This window comes from Synechococcus sp. R60.1, assembly GCF_047461835.1.
Classification (GTDB): domain Bacteria; phylum Cyanobacteriota; class Cyanobacteriia; order Thermostichales; family Thermostichaceae; genus Thermostichus.
In genome coordinates this window covers 1-24,305 of record NZ_JANSIA010000040.1, presented here as the reverse complement: position 1 = coordinate 24,305, position 24,305 = coordinate 1, and the positions used below count along the sequence as shown (strand labels likewise).

Annotated in this window: 27 protein-coding genes; 15 read left to right on the top strand and 12 right to left on the bottom strand. The window is 58.7% G+C overall.

Annotated features, from left to right (window positions below; all coding sequences use genetic code 11):
- Window positions 1-383: 383 nt before the first annotated feature.
- The 5 genes from NW834_RS07350 (at window position 384) to NW834_RS07330 (ending at window position 4,777) form a co-directional block, all read left to right on the top strand.
- Window positions 384-1,685 carry a hypothetical protein gene (locus NW834_RS07350; protein ID WP_414350140.1) on the top strand — a complete coding sequence of 434 codons (1,302 nt, stop codon included), beginning with the start codon at window positions 384-386 and terminating at the stop codon, window positions 1,683-1,685.
- A gap of 168 nt (window positions 1,686-1,853) precedes the next feature.
- Window positions 1,854-2,195, top strand: coding sequence for a hypothetical protein (locus tag NW834_RS07345; RefSeq protein ID WP_238376873.1), 342 nt, complete (start codon window positions 1,854-1,856; stop codon window positions 2,193-2,195).
- A gap of 137 nt (window positions 2,196-2,332) precedes the next feature.
- On the top strand, window positions 2,333-3,634 hold the full coding sequence (locus tag NW834_RS07340; protein ID WP_414350139.1) for a gamma-glutamyl phosphate reductase: 1,302 nt from the start codon (window positions 2,333-2,335) through the stop codon (window positions 3,632-3,634).
- 135 nt (window positions 3,635-3,769) lie between these two features.
- On the top strand, window positions 3,770-4,411 hold the full coding sequence (locus tag NW834_RS07335) for a hypothetical protein (RefSeq protein ID WP_011432202.1): 642 nt from the start codon (window positions 3,770-3,772) through the stop codon (window positions 4,409-4,411).
- A 3-nt stretch (window positions 4,412-4,414) separates the two neighbouring features.
- Window positions 4,415-4,777 carry a DUF3493 domain-containing protein gene (locus NW834_RS07330; RefSeq protein ID WP_011432201.1) on the top strand — a complete coding sequence of 121 codons (363 nt, stop codon included), beginning with the start codon at window positions 4,415-4,417 and terminating at the stop codon, window positions 4,775-4,777.
- 26 nt (window positions 4,778-4,803) lie between these two features.
- Here NW834_RS07330 and NW834_RS07325 read toward each other — a convergent pair whose 3' ends face one another.
- On the bottom strand, window positions 4,804-5,196 hold the full coding sequence (locus NW834_RS07325) for a hypothetical protein (protein WP_238376872.1): 393 nt from the start codon (window positions 5,194-5,196) through the stop codon (window positions 4,804-4,806).
- A gap of 200 nt (window positions 5,197-5,396) precedes the next feature.
- Here NW834_RS07325 and psaC point away from each other — a divergent pair, with 200 nt between their 5' ends.
- Window positions 5,397-5,645 carry a photosystem I iron-sulfur center protein PsaC gene (gene psaC, locus NW834_RS07320; RefSeq protein WP_011432199.1) on the top strand — a complete coding sequence of 83 codons (249 nt, stop codon included), beginning with the start codon at window positions 5,397-5,399 and terminating at the stop codon, window positions 5,643-5,645.
- Window positions 5,646-5,831: 186 nt separating this feature from the next.
- Here the strand turns inward: psaC and nadD are convergent, their stop codons facing one another.
- A complete protein-coding gene (nadD, locus tag NW834_RS07315; RefSeq protein ID WP_011432197.1) occupies window positions 5,832-6,440 on the bottom strand; it encodes a nicotinate-nucleotide adenylyltransferase in 609 nt (202 codons plus the stop codon).
- Complete coding sequence (gene ruvA / locus NW834_RS07310) at window positions 6,437-7,051, bottom strand: Holliday junction branch migration protein RuvA (RefSeq protein WP_414418638.1); 615 nt, start codon at window positions 7,049-7,051, stop codon at window positions 6,437-6,439. The genes nadD and ruvA overlap by 4 nt, the downstream gene beginning before the upstream one ends.
- A 166-nt stretch (window positions 7,052-7,217) precedes the next feature.
- On the opposite strand from ruvA, the gene NW834_RS07305 reads away from it, so the two are divergent.
- The 3 genes from NW834_RS07305 to lspA all read left to right on the top strand — a co-directional run bounded on the left by NW834_RS07305 (window position 7,218) and on the right by lspA (window position 9,188).
- Window positions 7,218-8,021, top strand: coding sequence for an ABC transporter permease (locus NW834_RS07305; protein ID WP_414332041.1), 804 nt, complete (start codon window positions 7,218-7,220; stop codon window positions 8,019-8,021).
- Between the two features lie 157 nt (window positions 8,022-8,178).
- On the top strand, window positions 8,179-8,403 hold the full coding sequence (locus tag NW834_RS07300; RefSeq protein WP_148202686.1) for a hypothetical protein: 225 nt from the start codon (window positions 8,179-8,181) through the stop codon (window positions 8,401-8,403).
- 260 nt (window positions 8,404-8,663) lie between these two features.
- A complete protein-coding gene (gene lspA, locus NW834_RS07295) occupies window positions 8,664-9,188 on the top strand; it encodes a signal peptidase II (RefSeq protein WP_414332043.1) in 525 nt (174 codons plus the stop codon).
- Between the two features lie 89 nt (window positions 9,189-9,277).
- On the opposite strand, the gene NW834_RS07290 is transcribed toward lspA, so the two are convergent.
- Window positions 9,278-10,378 (bottom strand): threonine aldolase family protein, encoded by a 1,101-nt coding sequence (locus NW834_RS07290; RefSeq protein ID WP_414418637.1) that lies wholly within the window; start codon window positions 10,376-10,378, stop codon window positions 9,278-9,280.
- Entirely contained in the window at window positions 10,365-11,435 is a 1,071-nt protein-coding gene (gene cruF, locus NW834_RS07285) for a gamma-carotene 1'-hydroxylase CruF (RefSeq protein ID WP_414375548.1), read from the bottom strand. Before cruF ends, NW834_RS07290 begins: the two co-directional genes overlap by 14 nt.
- A gap of 205 nt (window positions 11,436-11,640) precedes the next feature.
- On the opposite strand from cruF, the gene NW834_RS07280 reads away from it, so the two are divergent.
- On the top strand, window positions 11,641-12,552 hold the full coding sequence (locus NW834_RS07280) for a M23 family metallopeptidase (RefSeq protein WP_414418636.1): 912 nt from the start codon (window positions 11,641-11,643) through the stop codon (window positions 12,550-12,552).
- Between the two features lie 89 nt (window positions 12,553-12,641).
- Here the strand turns inward: NW834_RS07280 and NW834_RS07275 are convergent, their stop codons facing one another.
- Complete coding sequence (locus NW834_RS07275; protein WP_414418635.1) at window positions 12,642-13,307, bottom strand: hypothetical protein; 666 nt, start codon at window positions 13,305-13,307, stop codon at window positions 12,642-12,644.
- 273 nt (window positions 13,308-13,580) lie between these two features.
- Window positions 13,581-14,129: an NUDIX hydrolase gene (locus NW834_RS07270; protein WP_414418634.1), complete on the bottom strand. Its 549-nt coding sequence runs from the start codon at window positions 14,127-14,129 to the stop codon at window positions 13,581-13,583.
- Window positions 14,130-14,269: 140 nt separating this feature from the next.
- Here NW834_RS07270 and trpE point away from each other — a divergent pair, with 140 nt between their 5' ends.
- From trpE to NW834_RS07250, 4 genes are all read left to right on the top strand, one after another.
- Window positions 14,270-15,790, top strand: a complete 1,521-nt coding sequence (gene trpE / locus NW834_RS07265) for an anthranilate synthase component I (protein ID WP_414418633.1) — start codon at window positions 14,270-14,272, stop codon at window positions 15,788-15,790.
- Window positions 15,791-15,793: 3 nt separating this feature from the next.
- Complete coding sequence (locus tag NW834_RS07260) at window positions 15,794-16,624, top strand: phytanoyl-CoA dioxygenase family protein (RefSeq protein ID WP_414426271.1); 831 nt, start codon at window positions 15,794-15,796, stop codon at window positions 16,622-16,624.
- A 615-nt stretch (window positions 16,625-17,239) separates the two neighbouring features.
- Window positions 17,240-18,343: a chlorophyll synthase ChlG gene (gene chlG, locus NW834_RS07255; RefSeq protein WP_414418884.1), complete on the top strand. Its 1,104-nt coding sequence runs from the start codon at window positions 17,240-17,242 to the stop codon at window positions 18,341-18,343.
- A gap of 184 nt (window positions 18,344-18,527) precedes the next feature.
- A complete protein-coding gene (locus NW834_RS07250) occupies window positions 18,528-18,989 on the top strand; it encodes a hypothetical protein (RefSeq protein WP_414343398.1) in 462 nt (153 codons plus the stop codon).
- Between the two features lie 186 nt (window positions 18,990-19,175).
- Here NW834_RS07250 and NW834_RS07245 read toward each other — a convergent pair whose 3' ends face one another.
- The 5 genes from NW834_RS07245 to NW834_RS07225 all read right to left on the bottom strand — a co-directional run bounded on the left by NW834_RS07245 (window position 19,176) and on the right by NW834_RS07225 (window position 23,304).
- On the bottom strand, window positions 19,176-19,304 hold the full coding sequence (locus NW834_RS07245; protein WP_414418883.1) for a hypothetical protein: 129 nt from the start codon (window positions 19,302-19,304) through the stop codon (window positions 19,176-19,178).
- A gap of 57 nt (window positions 19,305-19,361) precedes the next feature.
- Window positions 19,362-20,750 (bottom strand): MFS transporter, encoded by a 1,389-nt coding sequence (locus NW834_RS07240; RefSeq protein ID WP_414418882.1) that lies wholly within the window; start codon window positions 20,748-20,750, stop codon window positions 19,362-19,364.
- A gap of 79 nt (window positions 20,751-20,829) precedes the next feature.
- Window positions 20,830-21,570: a Uma2 family endonuclease gene (locus NW834_RS07235; protein ID WP_414418881.1), complete on the bottom strand. Its 741-nt coding sequence runs from the start codon at window positions 21,568-21,570 to the stop codon at window positions 20,830-20,832.
- A gap of 40 nt (window positions 21,571-21,610) precedes the next feature.
- Complete coding sequence (locus tag NW834_RS07230) at window positions 21,611-22,996, bottom strand: aspartate ammonia-lyase (protein ID WP_414418886.1); 1,386 nt, start codon at window positions 22,994-22,996, stop codon at window positions 21,611-21,613.
- 41 nt (window positions 22,997-23,037) lie between these two features.
- Complete coding sequence (locus tag NW834_RS07225; protein ID WP_414332053.1) at window positions 23,038-23,304, bottom strand: hypothetical protein; 267 nt, start codon at window positions 23,302-23,304, stop codon at window positions 23,038-23,040.
- 293 nt (window positions 23,305-23,597) lie between these two features.
- On the opposite strand from NW834_RS07225, the gene infC reads away from it, so the two are divergent.
- Window positions 23,598-24,155, top strand: coding sequence for a translation initiation factor IF-3 (gene infC / locus NW834_RS07220; RefSeq protein WP_011432175.1), 558 nt, complete (start codon window positions 23,598-23,600; stop codon window positions 24,153-24,155).
- The last annotated feature ends 150 nt before the right edge of the window (window positions 24,156-24,305 follow it).

Genomic DNA, 24,305 nt, shown 5'->3' with positions numbered 1-24,305 from the left:
TGTACATTTCCACCTCAAAGCCCTTGGTCAACAGCACAGGCCAGCCTCCAGCCGCAGCCTCACCAGTCTAACCTTTCCTTTCTCCCCTCATTGTCCTAGGTTTTGGCAGGGAATTGGCCGGTGGTGGGGAAGTTTCTCGACCTGTTCTAGAGCCGTTTTATAATATTTACACTCTCACTCTTAGAGGGTGTCAATTGAACCAAGTGGTATCTCAAAAGTCCTAGACTTTGGCAAAGTCCTAGACTTTGGCAAGGAATCCACAGGGCCTTAGGGTGGAGATCAAAAAGGAACCACGACCTCTGGCAGGTGAACCTTGCCGATGATTACCAAGATGATTACCAAGAAGAAATCGAAGTGACATCTCCGTCTTTAAAGATTCAGCGATGAGCTTTCCTCTCAGTCATCTGTTGCAGCGAGGTCGGCAGCATCTTGCCCCTTTTTTAGGGCAAATCTTGTTGCCCAGCTTGGCCTTGACGGTGCTGCAGATCTTCATGATCCCGTTCTGGAGTGAGGAGAGCGACTATGCTTCTGCCTTCACAGCCCTGAGTCAGCGGGATAGCTATTGGTATCTCAGCATTGTGCGGCGGGGGTACCAGTTTGTGGGTTTCGACAAGATTGCCTACGAGCAGAGCAACGTAGCTTTTTTCCCCGGCTATCCCCTGGCAGTGGCCGCAATCAGTCACCTTGTGGGAGTTGACCCTGAACTGGGTCTCTACCTCACCGCCCAGCTCTTTTGCTGGCTGATGTGGGTTTACCTTTTCCTGCTTTACCGCAGGTGGCAAATTCCCCCCCTCTGGCAAATTTTGGCCAGTTTGCTCATCTTCTTTTATCCCACCAGCTTTTACCTGGTCGTGGGCTACAGCGAATCTTTGTTTATGGCCAGCCTACTGGGTTTTCTCTACTGGTCAATTCACGGGGGCCGTCCCCTGCTGATGCTCCTGGCTGGGATCCACGGCTTGGTGATGAGTGCTACTCGGATTGTCGGCTTGCCGGTGGCGCTGCTCCCTTTTTTGAATCTCCTGAAAGCGGGGGAGAGAACCCAAGCCCGCCGTTGGTTTTGGACGAGTATGGCAGCGAGCTTGGCTCTGTTGGGTGGCCTGGGCTTTTTTCTCTACTGTCAGCTCCGCTTCGGACGCTGGGATCTCTACCTGGAAATGCAGCGTTACTTTACCGGCGTGAAAGCCAATTATCAAGCTATTTTCCAAGCTCGCACATATGTCCTTTCCGCCGAACGCTGGCAAAGCTTACTCTCTCTTTCTGCACCGATGAAAGACCCTGGGCTGTGGGCTGACGCTCTTAGCCAACTGTTTGTGTCTGCCACCCTGGGATCCCTGCTTGTTACAGGTTTAATGGATGCGGCAGGAGTTATGGCAGGTAGAAGCCAGTGTTGGCGGGAGCGGTTGGGATTTCATCTGGCTGCTTGGGCCATGTTTTACATTGCCCTGACGGGTACGAGCCCCTTGGGCCAGCGAAGCATGAGCCGCTATTGTCTGCCGGTTCACATCCTGCAGGTGTTGGCGTTGGTACATTGGGCCAAACACACCGATTTCAGCTTCATCCCCCAAAGGGTGCTTGGCTATCTTGGCACTATCCTGAAGCTGGGCTACGGGCTTCTAGCTTTGATCTTCCTCGCCCTCAACCAAATCCTCACCTGGCGCTACGTCCACCATCTCTGGGTGGCTTGACTCCGCTTTCCTGAAGATAGGATGTGAGGGATCCCAACTTCTCACCGGCTGAGAGCTGTGGCCTTCTCTTCTCCCCGCAAGTCTCCCCGTCAAAACTCAGCCCCGCGTGTCGCTCAGACCCTTGAGCCCGCCAAAATTTACCCCTGCCCGTGCTGCCATCAAGGTCAGTTGCGCCTGATCACCCTAACCGAAGCCTTTGGGTGTAGCCGTTGCCAGCATATTTTTGCCATTACCCCCGACCGCCTGTACATCGAGCAACTGGCCGTTTCTTATCCCTATCGCAAAATGTGGTTCTGGAACGGCTACCAATGGGTGTTGCGGCGGGAAAACACCCTACAGGGATCCGCGCTCTTGGGCCTCACCCTCAGCTTGGGCATTGTCTTGGCGGTTGGGTTCATCGGCGCAGTGCTCTTCCCAAACCAAACCCAGTTGCTCAGTTGGTTCATGATTCTCGGCTTGTTGCTAACGCTGCTGATGGTAACGGCGATCCTGCTGCTGCGGCGGCCCTGAGGTGAGTGAGATTTTCTCCAGCGACTGGTCTCCAGAATTGGCAGCCCCAGCACTTGTGGATCCAACCATTTCTTGTTAGCAGTGGTCTGGAGAACGCAGCGGGTCTGTCTCTAATGGGCTAGGCGGGAGAAGTTCAAGTGACAGATTTCGGTTCAGACTTTGACTTAGGTACCACTCTGCGACAGGTACGCCGCTTACTACCGCAGATGCAGCGGTTGAGCAGCCAAACCAAGCGCCAGGCCCTGCTGGCTCTCTCGCGGTGTTTGTTGGAGCGCTCCGATCTGCTCCTGGAAGCCAATACCCTCGACCTGGAAAGTTGCCGCGAGCAAACCGTACCGGAGTGGATCCTCAACGGCCTGAAGCTCACCCCCGAGCGTCTACAGCGATCCGCCCAGTTGCTGACTCTCCTGGCCCAGCAGCCGGATCCCATTGGCAAGCTGGAGAAAGGGCACCGCCAGGAGAATGGCCTGTTTATTGGCCGCTACCGCGTCCCGTTGGGGTTGATTGCTCTGGTCTACGAAATCTACCCCGAGTTTGCCTTAAATGGCATTGGCATGTGCCTAAAAACAGGAAATGGCGTGATTTTGGCCAGCAGCGGTCCCATCCAGAAAACTCACCAGGCTATGGTCAACCTGTTGGCAGAGACGGCTTATGAGCACGGGATCCCGGAAGGGGCCATTCAAACCTTGCCCGCCCAAGACCGAACCGCAGATCCCCAAGTAGATTCCCCACTATTGCCGTTGTTACAGCAAACCCGCTACCTAGACCTGGTGATTCCCTGCGGTCGCCCCGGCTGGGTGGAGTTCCTGTTGCAGGCCAGCAAAGTGCCGACTCTGGCTACCCATTTGGGCTACGGCCACATCTATCTGGATCGCACCGCCCCTTGGCCTTTGGTCAAGTCGGTTTTGTTGGATCCCCTCGCCCAGTATGGCTCAGAAGGGATCCCCATCTATCAGCCTCTCACCCTTTGGCTGCTGATCCACACCGATTGGGCCGCCAACCATCTGACCGCCTTGGTGGAGGACTTGCTGGGTCACGGGATCGATATCCAGGCAGCCGCCTCCATTCTGGAACAGTTCCCGCAGCTCCAGCCGCTTGGGCAAGGCTTTGACTCGACGGAACGACCTCATCTGCGCCTGCAGCCCATTGCCGACCTGACGGAGGCGATCGCCTGGATCAACAAAAATGGTTGCCGTCAATCGGAGACGATCCTCACCGATAGCCAATCGGCGGCCCAGCGCTTTCTCCAGGAAGTAGATGCCGCCCTGATCCACATCAACACTTCCCCCCTCTCGGCAGGCCGGGGAGCTGGGATCCCCACGTTGGGAGCGTTTCGCGACCTGTCTTTGGGCATTTCTACCCAGCGGCTGCACGTGCGCGGGCCCATCGACGTGGAAGCCCTGACAACGGTGAAGGTGGTGGCTCAGGGCGATCTGTAGAGCCGGGCAGCAACCCAACTGATGCGCCAAGGTTGGCCGGTCTGCCCAAGATCCAAGAGCTGGGATGAGGCTGGAGAATGAGAATGTAGATCGCCATCAGCTCACCATCCAACTGAGCCCAAAGGGAGGACTTTTTTGGGGATCGACCTTCGCAGTTACGTGTTTTTGGATCGGCTGCAACCCCAGTATGCTGCTTATCTGGGCACAGTAGCCTACGGCTTTTTGCCCCTGCCTGGGGACACTTCTTTGTGGGTCGAGATTTCCCCCGGCATCGAGATCAACCGCGTTATGGATATTGCCCTGAAGGCCACCTCGGTGAGGCCGGGGCTGCAGGTGGTGGAACGCCTCTACGGCCTTCTGGAAGTACACTCCAGCAACCAAGGGGATACCCGCACCGCCGGACGGGCGATTCTGGCTGCCTTAGGGGTGAGTGAACAGGAGCGCCTCAAGCCCCGCATCATCTCCAGCCAGATCATCCGCAACATCGATCCCCACCAAACCCAGTTGATTAACCGTTCCCGCCGTGGCCAAATGCTCCTGGCTGGCCAAACCCTCTACATCCTGGAGGTGCAACCGGCAGGCTATGCCCCCCTGGCTGCCAACGAGGCAGAAAAATCTGCCCAGATCAACATCCTAGAAGTGATGCCTTTCGGTAGCTTTGGCCGCGTGTACTTGGGAGGGGAAGAGCGAGATATTCTGGCTGCCTGCCGCGCTGCCGAAGCCGTTTTGGCGGGGGTTTCCGGTCGGGAGCCCCTCTTGTTGCCTGAGGAGGTGTAGCCAATGGCAGACTCCGATCCCAAGCCAAGATCGCCCCTGTCGCAGCGGCGGGATCCCTCTTCAGCAGAGCAGGTGAGGCTGTTGACGGAGCTGGCCGCTCCCTACCGCAGCTTGCGGCGCTTCATCTACTTGGCGGTGGGGTTCTCGGCTACCATCGGGGCGTTTGTGTTTTTCTTTCGAGCCCTGGCGGGACGGGACTTGAACACCACCTTGCCCAGCTTGGCCTTACAGTTGGGGATCCTGGCCGGCGCCATCGGCCTAAACAGGCTGGAAAACCGCTCTCACCAGAAGGTGATCAGACAGGTCAAACAACGCTTGGGCATGCAGCAAGACTCCCAGGAGCCCCAACGGTCGGCGGACAGTTAGCCCGCCCATTCCCCGCAGCCCCTTTCTCAATCCAGATCAAAGTCATCATCATCCGCGTCAGCACTGCGCAGATAGCGGCGCTGAGTTTGGCGAGCGGGATCCCCTTGTGACCACTTTTGGACAATTTGGACACCCAGAAAGGTCAGAAAGGCCCCCAAAGCCACAAACGTGAGAAGTGGGATCGCCAGGATCACCACTGCGCCCAGGACATAGATAGCCACCTTGGGCAGAGACGGATCCACCCCCCAGCGGTGGCTGCGCACCCAGTCGGTGAGCTGCTGATCCCAGCGGCGTAGGCGAGGGACGTTTTCCTCGAAGATCTCCAGCAAAATTGGCCCCAGACGACGCAGATTGCCCTGAGTTTGCCTTCGCCAATCTTGCACCGAGCGCCCCATGTTCGGGATCCCTTGTCCTGTCATCTTCAGGCCGATCCTAGCCCAACCCCAGCAACCTTCCCATTGGCCCACCGGATGTAAATTTGTTTGAACATTTGGATCGGAGATTTTGGAGGCTTCCCAGGACTACTGTACACTGAGGGCACTTGCGCAGCGATGCTGCTGCCCTGCGGATTCGGTAAACCTCTTTTTAACGTTTCAACCTGCTCGACTGGAGAACGCTAATGGCTCACTCGGTCAAGATCTACGACACCTGCATCGGCTGCACTCAGTGTGTGCGGGCTTGTCCCACCGACGTGTTGGAGATGGTGCCCTGGAAGGGGAACAACAAGGCTGGCATGATCGCTGCCGCTCCCCGCACCGAAGACTGCGTTGGCTGCAAACGCTGTGAAACCGCTTGTCCCACCGATTTTCTGAGCATCCGAGTCTACCTTGGCCCCGAAACCACCCGCAGCATGGGCTTAGCCTACTGATGGGGGCACCTGGCCGCAACCCCACTCTCAACTGCCCACAGAGCACAAGTATTCCAGAGTACCAGAAAAGCAGTTTACTTCCCAACCCAGTTCCAGCCTTTCCCTCTTCCGGGGAGAGGCTGTGGCGTATGGCAGGTCTTAAGCTGTTTGGTGACTCTAGAGGGGGGATCCGCCCCCTTTTTTCCTTTAGGGCTGCAGATAGAGGCGGTGCTGCCGGATGTAGTGCTCCACGGCAGGGGGCACCAGGTAGCGGATAGACCCTCCCTTTTGGATTTGCTGCCTTAGGTAAGTGGAAGAGAGCGTCAGGGTGGGAGCTTCCAGGATTTGGGCTTGGATGGGCAGCTTTGCGGCCACCGCCTGCAGCACCTGGGCGGCATCGCCGGCATCCACCCGTGGGGCAACAATCCAATGGCAGAGGCGGGCCAGTTCTTCCGCTTGATACCACTGGGGCAGGTCCCGCAGAGCATCCACGCCGATGATCCAGTACCACTGGGTATTGGGTTGCTCCTGGATGAGGGTGCGCAGTGTCTCGATGGTGTAGGAGCGCCCCGAACGGCGGATCTCCAGCTCTGAGCAGGCGAAGCGCTCGTGGTCGGCAATGGCCAGCTTGACCATGGCCAGGCGGTCGGCTTTGCTGGCACCAGGGGCCAGAGGCTTGTGGGGGGGATCCCCTGCCGGCATCCACAGCACCTGATCCAGGTCAAACTGCCAAAGGGCTTGTTCTGCCATGATCAAATGGCCGTGGTGTACAGGGTTGAAGGTTCCACCCAGAATAGCAATGCGGCGGTGCTTCATGGCTGCTGGCTCAGGTAGGTGATGGCATCCCGCAGCCAGTCTTCCGTTGGGCGGGGGTGAGTGGGCAGAGCTTGCAAGGCAGCCTGAATTTCCTGAGTGCTGTAGCCCAGGGCCAGTAAGGCCATTTCCACCTCTTCTCGGATGGGCATGGGCGGCCCCCCGGCCAAGGGTTGATCCGCAACCCCCACCCCCTGTCGCCAGTGGGCCAGCTTGGTTTTCAGCTCCAGGGCCAGCCGTTGGGCCGTTTTATGACCTACCCCCGGCGTGAGGGAGAGCAGGCGCACATTTTCGGTCACCACCGCCTGAATCAGCTCCGGCAGGCCGAAGGTATTCAGCAGGGCCAAGCCCAAAGCCGGCCCCACCCCTGAGACTTTGATGAGTTCCACAAACAAATCGCGCTCGGCTGGCGAGCCAAACCCGTACAACACCAGCTCGGTCTCTCGCACCACCAAATGGGTGAACACCCGGACGGGCTCCCCCACTGCGGGCAGTTGCTTGAGAAAACGTCCTGGGGCCTTGACGCGATAGCCGATCCCCTGCACCTCAACAGTGAGGCTACTGCGCTCTCCCCATTCGATGGCCACAAGGTGGCCGCTTAAAAACGCGATCATGCTGCGAGTTTAATCTGGGTTTGGGATGCTCTGCTCGACTGGAGCTCCAAAGTCGGCCAAGCAATCTAAAGTCCTTGCCAAAGGCTGCTTCCCTACAAGGCTATTTCACAGACCATTTCTCTACCTGTAGACTGTTCCCCATCCAGCTCTGTATTCTCCCTCATCCATGCCGATTCGCCCTTTTCCCATCGGCCAATGGCTTTGGATCCTGTTCTCGCTGGGGGTGCTGCTCTTTCTCCATCTTCCTCTGCTGGTGATCGTCCTTTACGCCTTTAGCCCCGATGAGGCGACCTTGCGCTTCCCTTTGCCGGGGCTGACCTGGCATTGGTTTGCCGTGGCCTGGGGGCGGGCAGATATTTGGCGGGCCTTGTTTTTGTCTTTGCGGGTGGCTGTGCTGGCTACCGGAGTGGCGGTGGTGCTGGGATCCCTGGCGGCAGCGGCTGTCTATCGTAGCCGATTTTTTGGCCGCGAGACGATCTCGTTTTTGGTGTTGCTGCCCATCGCCTTGCCGGGCATTGTCTCCGGGATCGCCTTGCGCTCGGCGATCCATTTGCTGCATATCCCTTTCAGCTTTTGGACAATTGTTATCGGCCATGCCACCTTTTGCCTGGTGGTGGTGTACAACAACGTGCTGGCCCGGTTTCGCCGCATGGGACGCTCTCAACTGGAGGCTTCTGCCGACTTGGGGGCCAATCCTCTGCAAACCTTTCGGTACATCCTTCTGCCCGAACTGGCCTCGGCCCTATTGGCGGGATCCCTGCTGGCGTTTGCCCTGTCTTTCGATGAAATCATCGTCACCACCTTCACCGCTGGCCAGCAGCAAACCCTGCCGATCTGGGTGTTCAGCCAGCTCACCAAGCCTCGGCAGCGCCCGGTGATCAGCGTGGTGGCCCTGGGGGTGATCGGCCTGACGGTGCTCCCCATTTGGCTGACCCATCATTGGACTCAAGAGAAAACCTCAACTCGCTGATGGCTCTTTCCAACCTCAGGCAAGGTTTGCGGCTTAGAAGGATCCCCAAGCATTGGCCGGAGTCGCTGTAACAGCAAGGAAACGCTGGCCCTGGTTGATCGCAGAGCCCTTGTGAGAAAATGTAACAAGCATTTCATTTGTGAAAATTGAGGTATCTATGGCTGTCACTCGTGCCGGACGCGCCCCTCTCGTGCGGGGCAGCAGCGAGGGAAATCCTGCCAAGTTCATGGAAATGGCCAGCGCTTTGCTCAACACCCGCACCCGCCAAGGCAGCGGCAAAAAGGTTCAAGATCGCTCCTCCTACGGCAAAGCGGGCAACCCGCAAGAGTTCATGCAGATGGCCAGTGAATTGCGCCGCTCCCTGGAGCAGCAGGGTCGGTAGCCAATCCTGTCCACCCCCAGGGGATCCCCGTCCAGTTGCCTAAGCTGGACGGCTTTCTTGCTGCTCCTCTCAAGCCAGAGGCGGCCAATCGCTTCTGAGGCCACTCACCGGTGTTGGATCCCGTTACAGGCCCAACTTCGAGTCCAGAGCTCCGCCCTTGAGCTTCTGGGCAATGAGCCGGCAGAAGAGCAGCATGTCAGGATGGGAAAAGTGCTCATCGGGGCGCTCTTGCCGGTGGACGTGATTGAGGCCAAGACGACATGAAAAACAAAGGCTTTTGGCTGGCCGGGATCCTGGGGGTAATCTTGGATCAGGCGACCAAGCACTGGGCAGTGGAACGGCTGCTGCCGGGGCCAGAGATTGAGCTGTGGCCAGGGGTGTTTCACCTCACCTACGTGGAGAATACCGGCGCTGCTTGGAGCCTGTTTGAAGATTCGGCAGAGCTCTTGAAGTGGATCTCGCTGGGGGTGGCGCTGGCGTTGGCGCTGCTGGCCATTCGCGGCGGGATCCTGGGCCGATGGGAACAGGCCGGCTATGGCTTGGTGTGGGCAGGAGCCGTGGGGAACGGCATCGACCGCTTCGTCAACGGCTATGTCGTGGACTTTTTCAATTTGATCTGGATTCGCTTTCCGGTATTCAACGTGGCGGATGTGGCCATCAACCTTGGGGTGGCCTGTCTGCTGATTGGTCTGCTACAGGACAACTCGAAGAAAACGGGATCGACTTCCGCCTCGCCCTGCCTGGAGAAAAAGCCCGGTCGCGACAGCACCCACTTTAAGGATTGACGAGCCGATGAACAGCCTTCAGGGATCCCTTGGGATGCTCAGGCCTTTGGCCAGGGGGATCCCCGGTCAGCTGCAAGGACTCCGTCCGCCTATTGCAAACGGCTGGCTTGCTGAGCCACCTGGCAGAAGCGCTCGACATCTGCGGGCAAAGTGTTAAAAGCCGTCACCAGGCGGATTAAGTGGTGACCTTCCCCCAGCCAGCGGTAAAACCGAAACCCCGCTCCCTCTAGGGCCTGGAGAACCGGCTCCGGCAGCTCGATAAAAACCTCATTGGCCTCGGTGGGATATACCAACTTGGCTCCCGGCAGGGATCCCAGTCCCTGCGCCAACCGTTGGGCCATCGCGTTGGCATGGCGAGCATTGCGCAGCCACACCCCATCCTGGAGATAGGCCTGCAATTGGGCAGACAAAAAGCGCATCTTCGAGAGCAGATGGCCACTGCGCTTGCGACGAAACTCAAAATCGCCCACCTGATTTGGATGAAAAAACACCACCGCTTCCGCAGCCCAGGCTCCATTTTTGGTGGCCCCAAAGGACAGCACATCCACCCCCGCTTTCCAGGTCATCTCGGCAGGGGTGCAACCCAAACCGACCAAGGCGTTGGCAAAGCGGGCCCCATCCATATGCACCTTAAGGCCAAAGTGATGGGCCAAATCCGCCAGGGATCCAAGCTGCTCCAAGGAGTAGAGGGTGCCGGCCTCGGTGGCTTGCGTCAGGCTGAGGCAGGCAGGTTGTACGTGATGAACCACCCCAAACCCCGCCCGCTCCAGGGCCGTTTTTAAGTTGCCCCAGTCAATACGGCCTTGTTCCCCTGGGATCCCCACCAACTTGGCCCCACCTGTAAACAGCTCTGGCGCTCCACATTCGTCCAGATTGATGTGGGCCTCGGGATGGCAATAAATCGCCCCGTAGGGCGGGGTGAGCACCGAAAGGGCCAGGGCATTGGCAGCAGATCCTGTTGCCACCGGAAACACTGCCACTTCATGCTCGAAGATCTCGGCAAACAGCCTTTGCACCTGCGCTGTGCATTCGTCCCCTCCATAGGGCATGGCGGATCCCCGGTTGAGGGCCAACAGGGCTTCCATCACCTCAGGACAGGCGCCTGTAACATTGTCGCTGCAGAAGTTCATGGCCTGGACAACTGGGGGATCTCGCCGAGGAAAGGTTAGGGCCAGTTTATTTCGCGCCAACCCAACCGGGATCCTCCAAAGTATCCCAGGCTTGACCTGCCTCTCCCTCAACCGTTTGCAATAGCGGGACAGAGTCCTTTTGGGGATGGGAAGGCGGCTCAGGCTGGTCGCGATAGCGGGACGGAGTCCTTTCGCAATAGCGGGATGGGGTCTTTGCACTCCACCACAACCCCAAAGCGGGCCCCAACCCCAACAACAGGCCCAACCCCGCCGGCGCAACAATGCCGGAGCCCAGGCTCATCAACAGGGCAAAAGCAAAATTAGCTACATAGAGCACCAGCGGCCCCACCAACTGGCGGCGGTCAAGGATGGGTTGATCCTCGCCCCACAGCAGATTGGCCACCGTCATGAAGGCAGCCCCAGTCAGCATCCAACCACCGAAGTTTTGCAGCGGCATACCGAAGAAGGGCCCCGGCTGAAACCACGTCCAAAACGGGATCAAGCCGCGGGTCATGGCCGGATCCAGCACGAAGTCCCAGGCGGTGAGCAGCAGGGCCCCCAACATGATGGCCTCGAAGTGGATCAACCAGTGGCGCTGGGTTTGCAGAGCCACACGCGCCAACAAATAGGACGACAACCCCACATAAAACCAAGACAGAGGGATGGTAAAAGGCACCAACCCGGCAATCTTGTAGCCCAGCCCACTCAGGTAGCCGTAGTTGCCAAAGGGGATCCCAGTGCTGGTACCCAACAGCTCACTGCCCAAGGAAATGCCCACCGCCGGGATCAAAAACATCAACAGGCGCCGCATCCCCAACAGCCGGGATCCCATCAGAGCTGCTGCCAGCGCGCCGAACACCATGTAAGCAACGCCGCCGTTGCCCATGCTCAAGGAGAAGGCTTGAAGGCCAATGGGGGGCAAACTGGCCACCCACTCGGGATGCGGTACAACCCAGAGCAACCCTGCCAACCCAAAAAGCAAAGACAGAATGTGCAAACCCAGAGCTAAGGCCTCCAGCCGCTGCCAAATCGAGCCAGACAGGGGCAGAACACTTCGCCCAACAGAAGACTGGAAAGGCAGGCTGACGAGAACACCAGAGGACGAGAACCAACGCATGAGAAACTCCCGAAGAGTGGTTAAGCGAAGCCGCTCTGTCTCCTTGCAACCCATACGGCGGCTGAGGGAAAAAGCGGATGGCCCCAAGAGAGAGCCTAAAGCCAAGAACAAGCCCGCTTGCTTGCAGGCCGGCCTACTTGGGATGGCCCTCTGGGCAGGGATGTCACCACCGCTAACGGTGACACTGCTGATATTTTGCTGTCTATTGTATCAATTCGTAAACATCTCGCCCGTTTTTCCTCAGGTCTCCTCCCCGTCTTCGCCGCAGGGATCCCGGGTGGGGGTGTACGCCCAGTTGGCTCGTGCTGTGGAGCGCCAGGACTGGCTTCAGGCCCTGCAGCTGGTGGATCTGTTGCAGCAGCACACGGAAGATCCCGCCCAGCGTCAGGATCTGGAAGACTATCGGCTGGAGCTGGAAAAATATCGTTCTGCTTATGGGGATCCGCCGCCGCCCCAGTGGCCGTTTTTGCACAAGCCCTTTGTTGGGGAATTTCCCGTCACCAACCTCTTCGACCATGATCTGCCTTTGGGGGAGAGGGATGGCAACAGACGGTTTGTGAGTGGGCAAGGCCAGGTTTGGATCCCTGGCCCGCTGCACCCCTGTGGCAAAAGCGATGGCCATGCCGGTTATGACTGGGAGATGCCGGTGGGCACCCCGATCCTGGCCGCTGCCGCAGGACGGGTCACCGTGGCCCGTGAGGAGCCGGAGTTTTTTTGCCCCGGCTTGGGCCGACCGGTCAGGGGGTTGCGGGTGCGCCTTTTGCACGAGCCAGAACTCTCGGAGGGGGAGAGAACAGACGGGAGAGCACTTCCCCGCTGGGAAACCCTCTACGCCCACCTCAGCCAAGTTGGGGTGCAGGAGGGGCAAGTGGTGGCCGCAGGAGCAGTCATCGGCCTATCGGGAGACAGCGGCTGTGCCAGCGGGCCCCATCTCCATTTCGAGGTGCGTCGCTTCGACAACACCAACTCCGGCCAACCAGCTGCCGTCGATCCCTACGGGTGGTTTGGGTCTGGCCTGGATCCCTGGAGCATTCATCCCCTTGGGGCCGAGAGTCTGTTCCTTTGGCAGGTGGGACAAGCCCCCAGCTTGGGAGCTTGCTGGCAAGGGCAGCGATAGCCGAGACGGACATCCGCTCCGCGCGAGACCTCGCTGACAAAGATGGATATTGACAGGCAGATTCACAACAGTCACAACAGATGATGGACTTATAGATCTCGACGGACAAAGCCATCCCCCTCCCATTGGTAGAGGGTAGCCCTCAAGTCACGGCTGGCACCGGGCGGGCTTGAAATGACCAGGATCCCTTGCGGGCTGACCCGCAGGCTGGCATTGCTCAGATCCGTCACGCTCAGCAGTGGCACAAGTCCCTCAGGCCGGTGTTCCAAGACCAAGACAGAGCGCAGCAGGCTGATGCCCCCTCGCTCGGTGAGGAGCACCAACTTGGGCTGTGGGCTGGAGGTGATGTCCGTGCGCAGGTGAGCCTCCACCAACCGTCCTGGGATCGGCTCAGCCGTGTGGAGTAGACGAAAGCTATACCCCCCCTGGTGCTCGAAGCTGAGAACGCGCACCACCGGCTCCACGGTGGGCTGCCGCTGAATCTGAAACACAGCCACCACATCCTGGCGAGATGGGGAAGTTAGGCTGGCCGGGAACAGGCGCAGGTTTTCACCGCGATTGCCGCGAATAAAATCCCACCAAATGGATTGATTGAATAAAGCCACAACCCCACCTCGAGCAGCGCCGCCCTCAGAAGGAACCGGCAGCAGCGGAAGCACGGGCTGGGGATAGGCAGGAACAGCAGCAACCGGTAGAGTGGTAGCCAAGGCCACTCCCCAGGCTATTCGACCACAGGAATACAGCAGTTTCCGCATATTTCCTCACTCCTCGCCCCTAAAATTCTAAGAGACAGCAAGGCTCCTCCAGTAAACCAAGGGATCCCTTTGTGTTGAACTCAACGTGGAGCTCACCTTAGATCTCCCCTAGAGATCTCCCCTAGATGGCCATAGACGGTTCCAGTGGACTACCGAATTCTCGCAAAAGGCCACAAGATTCGCCTGTAACCGCCAAAGTCGGCTTGGAACGACGCCCCGCCAATTGGAAAGGATCCCCCAGGAGCAAGGGGCAGCCCCCCCCGACGGAGGGCTCTATTTTTCGGCAGCCAAAAACAATTGGGCCCGCCAAAAGCAGGCAATGGACTTGCTGTCCAAATCCATTCCCAAACGGGCCATTTCTGTAAGCTCAGAAGCAGAAAACTCCACTACGGTAATATCTTCATCCTCATCCTTATCGGGAGGGGAATCCAGCACTTCCAGCTCCCGCGCCAGATAGGCGTACATGATCTCGCTGGAATAGCCGGGGCATAGATAGAATTGGCCGAGCGAATCCCAGCGATGGGCCCGCAGGCTGGTTTCTTCTTCCAGCTCGCGGCGAATGGTGTCATCGGGATGCTCCCCTGGCTCGACTGTGCCTGCCGGAAATTCATAAAGGTAGGAGGCAACCGCAAAGCGATATTGACGAATGCAGACGAACTTGCCTGCTGCAGTTACAGGCACGGCCACCACCCCCCCGGGATGGATGAGGTACTCCCGCTCCCCCTCTTTGCCGTTGGGAAAACGCAAACGCTGGCTGACGAAGGTGTATTTGTGGCCTTGATAGCGGAGGCGCTCACGAATCACCTGAGATGGGTTTTGCATGGCAAGGGATCCCGAGAGTAGAGCCGCTCTCAGCTTAATGGTTTTCGGCGCTGTTGCAACCGGGCAATCCAGAGGGATCCACACGCCCTTGGGATCCCGTGTCTGGGGTAGAGTCAGGAAAAGCACAAAAGTTGCAGGCCATGATTTACCCTCCCTTGAAGGAGTTTCTTGCCCTTACCCAACAGGGCAACTTTATCCCGGTGTACCAGGAATGGGTGGCGGATTTGGAAACGCCGGTTTCTGCCTGGTATCGGGTCTGTGCTGGCCAGCCCTACAACTTTCTCCTGGAGTCGGTGGAGGGGGGGGAACAGGTGGCCCGCTACAGCTTCTTGGGCTGCGATCCCCTGTGGGTTTTGGAAATACGCGGGGATCAGGCGCTACAGCGCTACCGCGATGGCCGACAGGAGCACCACCAAGGGGATCCCTTTGCCATCTTGGCCCGCTGCTTGCAGCCCTATGAGCCGGTGCATTTGCCGGAATTGCCCAGCAGCATTGGCGGCCTATTTGGCTACTGGGGCTATGAGCTGATTCGCTGGGTCGAACCCAAGGTGCCCATCCACCCCCTGCAGCCGGGGGATCCCCCTGATGCCGTTTTGATGCAGGTGGACAGCATCCTGCTCTTTGACCAGGTGAAGCGCAAGATCTGGGTGGTGGCCTTCGCCGATACCCGTCACCACGCTGCCGAGGAAGCCTATGCCCAAGCCTGCCGGCGGGTGGAAAAGCTGATGCAGCAGCTCAGCGCTCCTCTTTCCCTGGCCCATCTGCACCTCAACTGGAAGCCCCACCTGTCGGAAAGGACTCCGTCCCGCTGGCGCGAACAAATCCCCCCCAGCACCCTGAGCCGCCCAGCCTACTGCCAAGCCGTGGAACAGGCTAAGGACTATATCCGCGCCGGAGATATCTTCCAGGTGGTGCTCTCGCAGCGGTTTACCGTCTCCTTTGCGGGGGATCCCTTTTGCCTCTACCGCTCGTTGCGGCTGATTAACCCTTCCCCTTACATGGCGTTTTTGCAGTTTGGGGATCTCTGCCTCATCGGCTCCAGCCCAGAGGTGATGGTCAAACTCAGCCGGGTGGGAGAAGACCGCATCGCCACCGTGCGCCCCATTGCCGGCACCCGCCCCCGTGGCACCACCCCTCTGGAAGACCGGCAGTTAGAGCAAGAGCTGTTGGCAGATCCGAAAGAACGGGCCGAACATGTGATGTTGGTGGATCTGGCCCGCAACGACCTGGGACGGGTCTGCCAACTGGGATCTGTGCAGGTGGATGACCTGATGCAGATCGAGCGCTACAGCCATGTGATGCACATTGTCAGCAACGTGGTGGGGCGGCTGGATCCCCAGTACAGCGCCTGGGATCTGCTGCGGGCCACCTTCCCCGCCGGAACCGTTACGGGTGCCCCCAAAATCCGCGCCATGCAGATTATTCATGAGCTGGAAGGATGCCGCCGCGGGCCCTATGCCGGCGCCTATGGCTACTACGACTTTTCCGGCCAACTGAACACCGCCATCACCATCCGCACTCTGCTGGTTCATCAGGGCCAGGTGAGCTTGCAGGCCGGGGCAGGTATTGTAGCCGACTCGGATCCGGAGCGGGAATACCAAGAATGTCTGAACAAAGCGCGGGGCATGTTAATGGCTGTGGCCAGTTTGCAGGAGACCTAGCCGATGTTGGCCCAGTTGCGCTTCAGCCCTGCGGTTCGCGTCAGCGGGACGGAGTCCTTACAGGAGCTCCAGCAGCCGGATCCAGAGACCGTAGAGCAGGCTTTTGAAATGTTTTCCACAGAGGGCTATCTGGTGTTGCCGGAGATCTTTCCCCCCGAGCTCATCGACAAGTTGCACAGCAGCTTTCTGGCCACCTACAGCCACTACTGCACCCACGAAAACCACGCCGATGCCCTGTTAGTGGGCAATAGACGGGTGATGGTAACGGTTCGCCTGGAGGGCCCCTTCAACGATCCCCTCCTCTATGCCCATCCTCTGATCTTGCCCATCCTGAAGCGGATTTTGGGGCCGGAGTTGATCTTGAGCGGGCTGGGGGCGGTGGTCTCTCTGCCGGGATCCGCCGATCAACAAGTTCACCGGGATCTGTCTCATCTGTTTGGCGACGAGACCTTGGATGCGATCATTCCTTGCTATGCCCTGAATTTGCTTATTCCTCTGGTGGAGGTCAACGAAGAGAACGGCATGACCCGTCTCTGGCCCGGCAGCCATGCGGTCTTCGATGCCCACTATACCGAGCTGGCCCAGCAGATGCCCTTTGTCGATCCACCCTTGGCCAAGGGATCCTGCCTCCTGTTCGACTACCGCCTGATTCATCTGGGTCGGGCCAATCGCTCGCCCGCTCCCCGTCCTCTTCTCTACAACACCTACAGCCGCGCTTGGTTTCGGGATCCCATCAATTACACTCAGCAACCTCCCCTGGTGATCCCGGCCCAAGAAAAAGAGCGGATCCCAGCCGAGCATCAGCGCCTATTCGTGACGGCACAGATTGTGTAGACGGCCCGGAACTGCGAGCTGACCGAAAACTCGGCGGCTCAGGCCCCGGCATTTATGCCTAGGGATAAGCTACCGTCTCCTGATAGGATGTGAGTATCGCTCCACCCATTTATAGAAAGGTGCAGTGCTGAAGGTGAAAGTATCTGGGGTGTTTCCACATCCCAGTAGCTGGTGCGTTTGCCTTGGCGGCGCGAAGCGCTTTGGCGTCCCCCACGGTGCTGCGGTATAAGCCACATGCTCGGTGTAGCTCAGTCAGTGGGAGTTGTTTTGCTGGCTGAGAACGGATCCTCTGGCTTTAGCCGTGGGGAGAACGTCAACCTCTCCTCTTGTTTGAGGAATCCGGTCAGCTAGACCGCCGAGAAGCGACGCCCTCTATGTATCAGCATGAGGGTCAGGATGAAAGGCGGAAACCCTTGCTATGGTAAACACAGAGCGGTGGGGCATCCCGTTCTTAAAGCTCAGGAAATGTCCTTAACAGGAGTCACTGAGAAGCTCGTACTCTTTCGCTTTAGCGGCGCGGAGCGCTTTGCATCAGCATGAGTGCGGGAGTATGTCACGATGTCTCTGAATGGGGGTGGTTATCCCCGTTATTGCAGTTTGATTGCGCATCCCACCATGAGCGAAAAGATCCCTCAAGATCCCTCCTTGCCGGAAGTGGCGGCTGAGATGGCCTTTGCTGCGGAGCCCAGCATAGCAGAAGGAGCTGCTTCAGAAGAAACCACCCCAGACTCGGATCCCGGCAAGGGATCCCCTGGCACCGGCGGGTCGAATGCGCAGCGTGTCCGTCAACTGCTGGGCATGAAAGGAGCAGAGGTGGAGTCTCGCTCCATTTGGCAGTTGCACCTGCAGCTGATGAAACCTGTCACCTGGATCCCTTTGGTGTGGGGTCTGATTCCGGGGGCGGCATCTTCCGGTCACTTCACCTGGACTTGGGAGAATGTGGCTCTCATTTTGGTGGGCATGATTCTGGCGGGCCCCCTGATGACGGGCTATACCCAAACGGTGAACGAATACTACGACCGCGAGATCGACGCCATCAACGAGCCCTACCGCCCCATTCCCTCCGGCGCTATTTCTCTGCAGCGGGTGGTTATCCAAATCTGGGTGCTGCTGATCTTGGGGTTGGGCTTGGCCTATGCTCTGGACTGGTACACCGGCCATGACTTCCCGGTGATCACCTGCATTGCGCTGGCAGGAGCCCTGATTGCCTACATCTACTCGGCGCCGCCCCTGAAGCTCAAGCGCAACGGCTGGCTGGGCAACTACGCCCTGGGCGCCAGCTACATCGCCCTGCCCTGGTGGACGGGTCACGCCTTGTTTGGCGAGCTGAACTGGACGGTCTGCATCCTGACGCTGATCTACAGCTTGGCCGGGCTGGGGATTGCTGTGGTCAACGATTTCAAAAGCATCGAGGGGGATAGGCAGTTTGGCTTGGCCTCTTTGCCGGTGATGTTTGGGGCGATGGGGGCCGCTTGGATCTCGGTGCTGATGATCGACCTGTTCCAGTTCGGCATGGCCTCGTTTTTGCTGGGGGCGGGCCTAAAACTTTACGCGGCCCTTTTGGTGCTGCTGATCATCCCGCAAATAACCTTCCAAGATATGTACCTCCTGCGGGATCCTTTGAACAACGATGTGAAATACCAAGCCAGCGCGCAGCCCTTTTTGGTGTTGGGCATGTTGGTGGTCGGGCTGGCGTTGGGCCGCTCGGGGCTTTGGTAATCGAGCCGACGGCAAAGTGCCCATCTTGGCAACAGAGGTGACGGCTTCCGCCCTGGGTTCGGCCCGACATCTGGGCCAAGATCAAGTCAAGATCAAGTTAAGTTGAGCCAGGGATCCATCCCCTGCAAGGATCGTTGGCGGATCCCTGGAAGCTGTCATGGCCCTGGGCCAAAGGAGATATCCAATGAAGCTGTTGTTTCCCCTCCAACTCGGCCTAAGCCTGGCTTTGCTCTTGGGGCCGCTGGCCGTCTCTCCCGCCCAAGCGCAGCGGATCGTCATCGACGGGCGGGGGATCGTGGTAGAACCCAGCACAGGTGGCTCGGTGATCCTCAATCCCGACCAGCCGGTCTTTTCTCCAATCTTGCCCTCTGCAGTTCCTTTTTCCATCGATGAAGAAGGCAAGATCGTCTCTGCCCCTGGCTACCGCTGCAGTGCGGCTACTGCTGCCGACAACTCCCCCATCATCTGTCGCTCCCAGTTCAACCGCAACGACGTGGTGGTGTATGAGCGGGACGGCCAATCCAACACCTTCCTTGTGAACATCGACAACACGGTGACCCGGCCCTCCGGCAGTGGGCTGCGGATTGTGCCCAACCCTGAACCGGCGACTCCCTCGGGTAGCGGCCTGCGCATCATCCTAGACTGAGGGCAGGGATCCCTTCACCTCTTGTCCAGTTGCAACCGCAGCATTTGCTCTGCATCCTAGAGAGGTTTGGCGAAGAAATAGCCCTGGCCATACTCGCAGTTCAACAGCCTCATTGGTGCAGTCGCTGTAGGGTTTCGATCCCCTCGGCAGTGACATCCATTCCCAGGCTGCCGGCCAAGGTGATGATCAGGCAATGGTCTCGGCATTTTCTCCATTCGGCCCCCAGCGCGAGATGAAGGAGTGATCGATTTTCAGGCTATTGATGGGGTAATCGTGCAGGCGGCTGAGAGAGGAGTAGCCTGGGCCGAAGATCAAAACCCCCGCAATTGCGCCAGTTGCTCTGCCGCTAGAAACCGTAGCCTATTTTGCGGTCTAAGGAGATCTTTCGGTGCTGGGGTGGTATTGTTGCCGTCTTTCTTCCAATTCCATCAGGATCTGCTGATGACGCTGCCGGGTGATTGGGTAGAACCACACCAGCAGGATCCCGCCGATCAGGGCCACCGCCGGTAAGGGGCCGATGGCAATGCGGATGGCCAACAAAGCCGATTCCGGCTGGATGGGCAGGGCCTCTCCGGCCACCGAAGGCACAAAGCCGGCCCAATCCAGAGCTTGCCCCACGAAAAACAGTCCCAGCGCCAGGCCCACCTTTTGTAAGAAGACCATAAAAGCGTAGAAGATCCCCTCCCGCCGCTCCCCGGTTTGTAGTTCATCCAGATCGATCACATCCGGCAACATCGACCAAGGGCCGAGATAGGCCGTAGCAGAAACCCCAATGCCGGCCAACAGAGCCAGCCCAATCATGATCCCTTGCTGGCCGGGCTGGAGGAAAAACAGGCCCGCCTGCGAGATCAGCCAAAACCCCGCCCCGATAAGGTACATGGTGCGCTTGCCCAGATGGGTGCTCAGTTGGGTCCAGCCAAACAGCGTCAGCACTGCGATCCCCTGTACCGCCAGTACCACCAGGGAAATCCACACCTCCGGCAGGCCCATCCAGAAGACGATGAAGTAGGGGATGATCGTGGCCGTGAACTGAAACGCCAGCCAAGAACACAGGTAGATGCCGCTGACAAACAGGTAGGGGCGGTTGCTGAAGGCCACCCGCAGTTGTTGAACCAGGGGCATGGGATCCCGTTGGGATGGATACCGTTCTCGCACCCCCCAAAAACAGATCAGCAAGGGCACAGCCGAGATCACTCCAAAACAGGCTCCCGCCAGCAGATGGCCGGCAGCCCGATCCGGCAGCAGGTTGACCAAGAGCGGAAAGGTAACCACCGCAACCATGCTGCCCCCTACAGAGAAGGCAAAGCGGAATTGGTTGAGCTGGGTGCGCTCGTCGTAATCCTGGGTCAGCTCCGCTGTCAGGGAGGCGTAGGGAATATTGGCCGCAGAGTAGAAGGTATTGAACAAGAGCGACACCGCCAGGTAGTAGGCAAACAGGGGGCCAATCCGACCGGGAAAAGGGATCCACCACTGGGCCAGGAACGTGAGGCCAAAGGGGAGGGCTGCAAACAGCAGCCAGGGGCGGCGACGGCCCCAACGGGTGCGGGTGCGGTCGCTGAGAATGCCGATGATGGGATCGTTGATGGCATCCCAAAAGCGAGTGATGGCGTAGATGCTGCCGGCTAGGCCTGCCGACATGCCAACGGTATTGGTGAGAAAGGGCAGCAGGAAAAAGATGAGGATGTTGGCCGTCATGCCTGTGCCCAGATCCCCCACCCCATAGGCCAGCTTCGTCCACAAACTGAGTCGCTGTCTGGTCATCATGTCCCCCTGGAATGCCAGGATTCCAGTGTAGGGGGTAGGTGGAGATTTCTTTTTTGGGGATCCCTGGAAAAGCTGATCAAAATTCAGGGTCTTCTCCCAGTTCCCGTAGCCGCTGGGCCAGTCGTTCGGCTCGGGAGCGTTCCAATTCTGCCCGCTGCCGTTCCAATTCAGCCCGTTGCCGTTCCAATTCAGCCCGCTGCCGTTCTAGTTCAGCTCCCGTAGGCAACAATTGCCCTGCCCTATCATACCAGCGCACCCAAAAGCGTTCTCGCCCCTCGTAGGATCCCCACCACCGACCGATACTCAAGTCCAAATCGGGCAACAGAATTGGGGGATGTTCTCCAGCGCCTGAGCCGGGGAGCAGCTCATAGTGTCCGCCCTGGAGTTGATAAACATTCAGCTCATCGGTCTCTAGCTCGAAGGTGACGTAGTAGGGGATCCGCAGCCGCCTTTCGTAGAGCTGGAATTTGGCTTGTCCGGGTTTTTCTTCCCCCTGGTCGTTGCAAATGATCTCCAAGATGAGAATAGGCAAGATATTCCCTTCATCCCAAACCACATAACTTTTGCGGGCAGTGCCATCCCGCCAACGGGGAACCCCCAGCACCAGAAACAAATCTGGAACAATGACCTGCCGGGGTAGGGCGTAGTAAAGGCCCATATTGCAAGCCACAAAAAAGTCTTGCCGATCTGACCAGTGCAGCAGCAGCGGTTCCCGGAGGAGGGGGTATTGACGGCCTTGATCCTCGTTGTCCAAGGGGGTGTCGTCTGTATCGGGCAAGTCGTGCTGGGTGGGCCAGCGATAGGGGGTAATGGTCATGGCCGGGCAGGAGCAGTATGCCTCCACTGTAGCGAATGGGTTAGGACTGCATTTGGCTCATGGCTTCCAGATCCAGCACTTCCGCCACCTGCTCTGGGGTCATGAGGTTGCGCTCCAAAACAATCTGTCGAATGGGCTGGCCGGTTTCCAGAGAAGCCTTGGCCACCTCTGCCGCTTGTAAGTAGCCGATGTAGGGGTTGAGAGCAGTCACCAAAGCCAGCGTCCCTTCCGCGTAGCCGCGGCATCGCTGCGGTTGGGGGGTGATGCCTTGAATACAGCGCTCGGCAAAGACCCGCAGGCTGCTGTTCAGAATCTGCAGGCTGTGCAGGAGGTCATAGGCAATCAGGGGCATCATCACGTTGAGCTCAAATTGCCCCGCTTGGGCTGCGAGGGTGATGGCGGTATCCAGCCCGATCACCTGGAAACAGACCATGTTCAACATCTCGGCTATCACCGGGTTGTACTTGCCAGGCATGATGGAAGAGCCGGGCTGCACCGGCGGCAGTTGGATCTCCTTCAGGCCGGTCTTGGGGCCAGAATCCATCAGCCGCAGGTCGTTGGCCAGCTTGATGCCATCTTGGGCCAGGTTGCGCAGGGATCCCGACAGATGCACAAAGGGGGCCATGCTCTGCATCGCCGCCATGGGGTGGGGAGCAGGGGTGAGGGGCAACTGGGTATACTCTGCCAGCCGTTGCACCACCTTTTTCCGGTACTGGGGATGAGTGTTGAGGCCGGTGCCGACGGCGCTTCCCCCCAGCCCCAAGCTGCACAGGGCCTGGCTGGCCTCCTCAATCCAGCGACGGTGTTGGGCAAAGATGGCCGCGTAGGCGCCGAAGCTATCCCCCAGCCGCACTGGCACCGCATCCTGCAAATGGGTGCGACCGGCCTTGAGGATGCCGCGAAACTCTTGGGCCTTCTGCTCCAGCGCCGCTACCAAATTGTCCAGCGTGCCCAGAAAATCCCGTCGCACCCGCAGCAGGGCAGCCAGACGAATGGCGGTGGGGATGACATCGTTGGTGGACTGGCCGTAGTTGACATGGTCGTTGGGGCTGACCCGCTCGTAGCGGCCCTTGGGCTCCCCCAGGATCTCCAGAGCGCGGTTGGCCAGCACTTCGTTGACGTTCATGTGGTGGGAGGTGCCCGCCCCCGCCTGGTACACATCCACCACAAACTGATCCCGCAGGGATCCCTGGAGGATCTCATCCGCCGCTTGGACAATCGCCTTGGCCACCTCTGCCGGAATGCACCCCAGCTCGCCGTTGACCTCCGCCGCCGCCTTTTTAATCAGCACGCAGGCCTCCACATACTCTGGCAGGGGCTTGAGGCCGCTGATGGGGAAGTTCTCCAGGGCACGGGCGGTCTGGATGCCGTAGTAAACCGACTGGGGTAGTTGCCGCTCCCCCATTGAGTCTCGTTCGCTGCGCACCTCAGCCAAGGCTTTTCCTCCCCCGTTCGCGGATCCTTGGGCTAGCTTCCGGCAGCCTTCTCTGAGGGTGTCTCGACGGCTGCAGATAAGTTTTGTAAAGTAGCCTGCAACTGCTGGCTGAGGCGCTCGTTGTTCTCTGCCAAGACCAACACCATGGCCGCACAGGCCAGGTGCACCCCTGCTCGAAATTCTGCCGAAGACTTGTACTGGATCAGCGCTTCGCTATCCCCTTCCCGCGGGCTGAGGATGAGCTGAACCGACTTTTGGGCCAACTCTGTCAGTTCCCGTTCCGTTAAACCGAGCTGCACCGCTTCTGCCCTCCCTGCTGGCCGACAAACAACCCTCGATCCTGTTCAAGATCGCCACTTTGGTATCCTACCGCGGCCTGGCAGGATCCCCAAGTGAGCGGGCCTTGACAACGCTTGACGGCTCTAGAAAGAGACGGAAAATGCCGGTTAGTATAGGTGCAGCCTGCCTTGGCCTGCGGGCCAGTGGCCGACTTTGATTGGAGAGTCCAAACTCAGGGTTCGGCACTGCTCCGAAGGGGGCTAGTCCTACTTAGCATTTGTCTTGTGTTGTTATTTCGTTGAGAGAGGAAAACTTGACCGTAGAGCGTCCACCTGACCGCTTCCCCCGCAAGCAGCGCGCAGAGCTGCCGGCTATCAACGAGCGCATCCGCTTCCCCAAAATCCGCCTTATCGATACCGACGGCACTCAGTTGGGGATCATGAGCCCGCGCGAAGCCCTGCGCCTGGCAGAAGAAAAAGATCTGGACTTGGTCTTGGTGAGCGAAAAGGCCGACCCGCCCGTCTGCCGCATCATGGACTACGGCAAGTTCAAGTTTGAGAAGGAGAAGAAAGAACGGGAGGCCCGCAAGAAGCAACACACTGCCGAGATCAAGGAAGTGAAGTTTCGCTACAACATCGGCGAGCACGACTACAACGTGCGCCTGCGCAGCGCCCAACAGTTCTTGGGGGATGGAGACAAGGTGAAAGCCACGGTGATGTTCCGCGGTCGTGAGGCCCAGCACGCCGAGTTGGGGGAAGAATTGCTGCACCGCTTGTTCAAAGACTTACAAGAAGTGGCGGAAATGCAGCAGCCCCCCCAAAAGGAAGGGCGAAACATCACGATGATTCTCTCTCCCAAAAAATCGGTGTAAACTACCCGACCCTGACTGCTTCGCAGTACAGGGCGGGCTTTCAGTAGCCCTGCAGTTGGCAAGCCAACCACGAACCTCTAGGCTGGTTTACGACAGCCCCCAAGAGCGCAATCACATTCGCACCATTCAAATCCGCATCCCCTTCCCATC

What these genes read in the sequence shown, in the direction of transcription:
- NW834_RS07350 (WP_414350140.1), top strand. Translation starts at nt 384, where the DNA reads ATGAGCTTTCCTCTCAGTCATCTGTTGCAGCGAGGTCGGCAGCATCTT.
- NW834_RS07330 (WP_011432201.1), top strand. Translation starts at nt 4,415, where the DNA reads ATGGCAGACTCCGATCCCAAGCCAAGATCGCCCCTGTCGCAGCGGCGG.
- NW834_RS07325 (WP_238376872.1), bottom strand. Translation starts at nt 5,196, where the DNA reads ATGACAGGACAAGGGATCCCGAACATGGGGCGCTCGGTGCAAGATTGG.
- psaC (WP_011432199.1), top strand. Translation starts at nt 5,397, where the DNA reads ATGGCTCACTCGGTCAAGATCTACGACACCTGCATCGGCTGCACTCAG.
- nadD (WP_011432197.1), bottom strand. Translation starts at nt 6,440, where the DNA reads ATGAAGCACCGCCGCATTGCTATTCTGGGTGGAACCTTCAACCCTGTA.
- ruvA (WP_414418638.1), bottom strand. Translation starts at nt 7,051, where the DNA reads ATGATCGCGTTTTTAAGCGGCCACCTTGTGGCCATCGAATGGGGAGAG.
- NW834_RS07305 (WP_414332041.1), top strand. Translation starts at nt 7,218, where the DNA reads ATGCCGATTCGCCCTTTTCCCATCGGCCAATGGCTTTGGATCCTGTTC.
- NW834_RS07300 (WP_148202686.1), top strand. Translation starts at nt 8,179, where the DNA reads ATGGCTGTCACTCGTGCCGGACGCGCCCCTCTCGTGCGGGGCAGCAGC.
- lspA (WP_414332043.1), top strand. Translation starts at nt 8,664, where the DNA reads ATGAAAAACAAAGGCTTTTGGCTGGCCGGGATCCTGGGGGTAATCTTG.
- cruF (WP_414375548.1), bottom strand. Translation starts at nt 11,435, where the DNA reads ATGCGTTGGTTCTCGTCCTCTGGTGTTCTCGTCAGCCTGCCTTTCCAG.
- NW834_RS07275 (WP_414418635.1), bottom strand. Translation starts at nt 13,307, where the DNA reads ATGCGGAAACTGCTGTATTCCTGTGGTCGAATAGCCTGGGGAGTGGCC.
- NW834_RS07270 (WP_414418634.1), bottom strand. Translation starts at nt 14,129, where the DNA reads ATGCAAAACCCATCTCAGGTGATTCGTGAGCGCCTCCGCTATCAAGGC.
- trpE (WP_414418633.1), top strand. Translation starts at nt 14,270, where the DNA reads ATGATTTACCCTCCCTTGAAGGAGTTTCTTGCCCTTACCCAACAGGGC.
- NW834_RS07260 (WP_414426271.1), top strand. Translation starts at nt 15,794, where the DNA reads ATGTTGGCCCAGTTGCGCTTCAGCCCTGCGGTTCGCGTCAGCGGGACG.
- chlG (WP_414418884.1), top strand. Translation starts at nt 17,240, where the DNA reads ATGAGCGAAAAGATCCCTCAAGATCCCTCCTTGCCGGAAGTGGCGGCT.
- NW834_RS07250 (WP_414343398.1), top strand. Translation starts at nt 18,528, where the DNA reads ATGAAGCTGTTGTTTCCCCTCCAACTCGGCCTAAGCCTGGCTTTGCTC.
- NW834_RS07240 (WP_414418882.1), bottom strand. Translation starts at nt 20,750, where the DNA reads ATGACCAGACAGCGACTCAGTTTGTGGACGAAGCTGGCCTATGGGGTG.
- NW834_RS07235 (WP_414418881.1), bottom strand. Translation starts at nt 21,570, where the DNA reads ATGACCATTACCCCCTATCGCTGGCCCACCCAGCACGACTTGCCCGAT.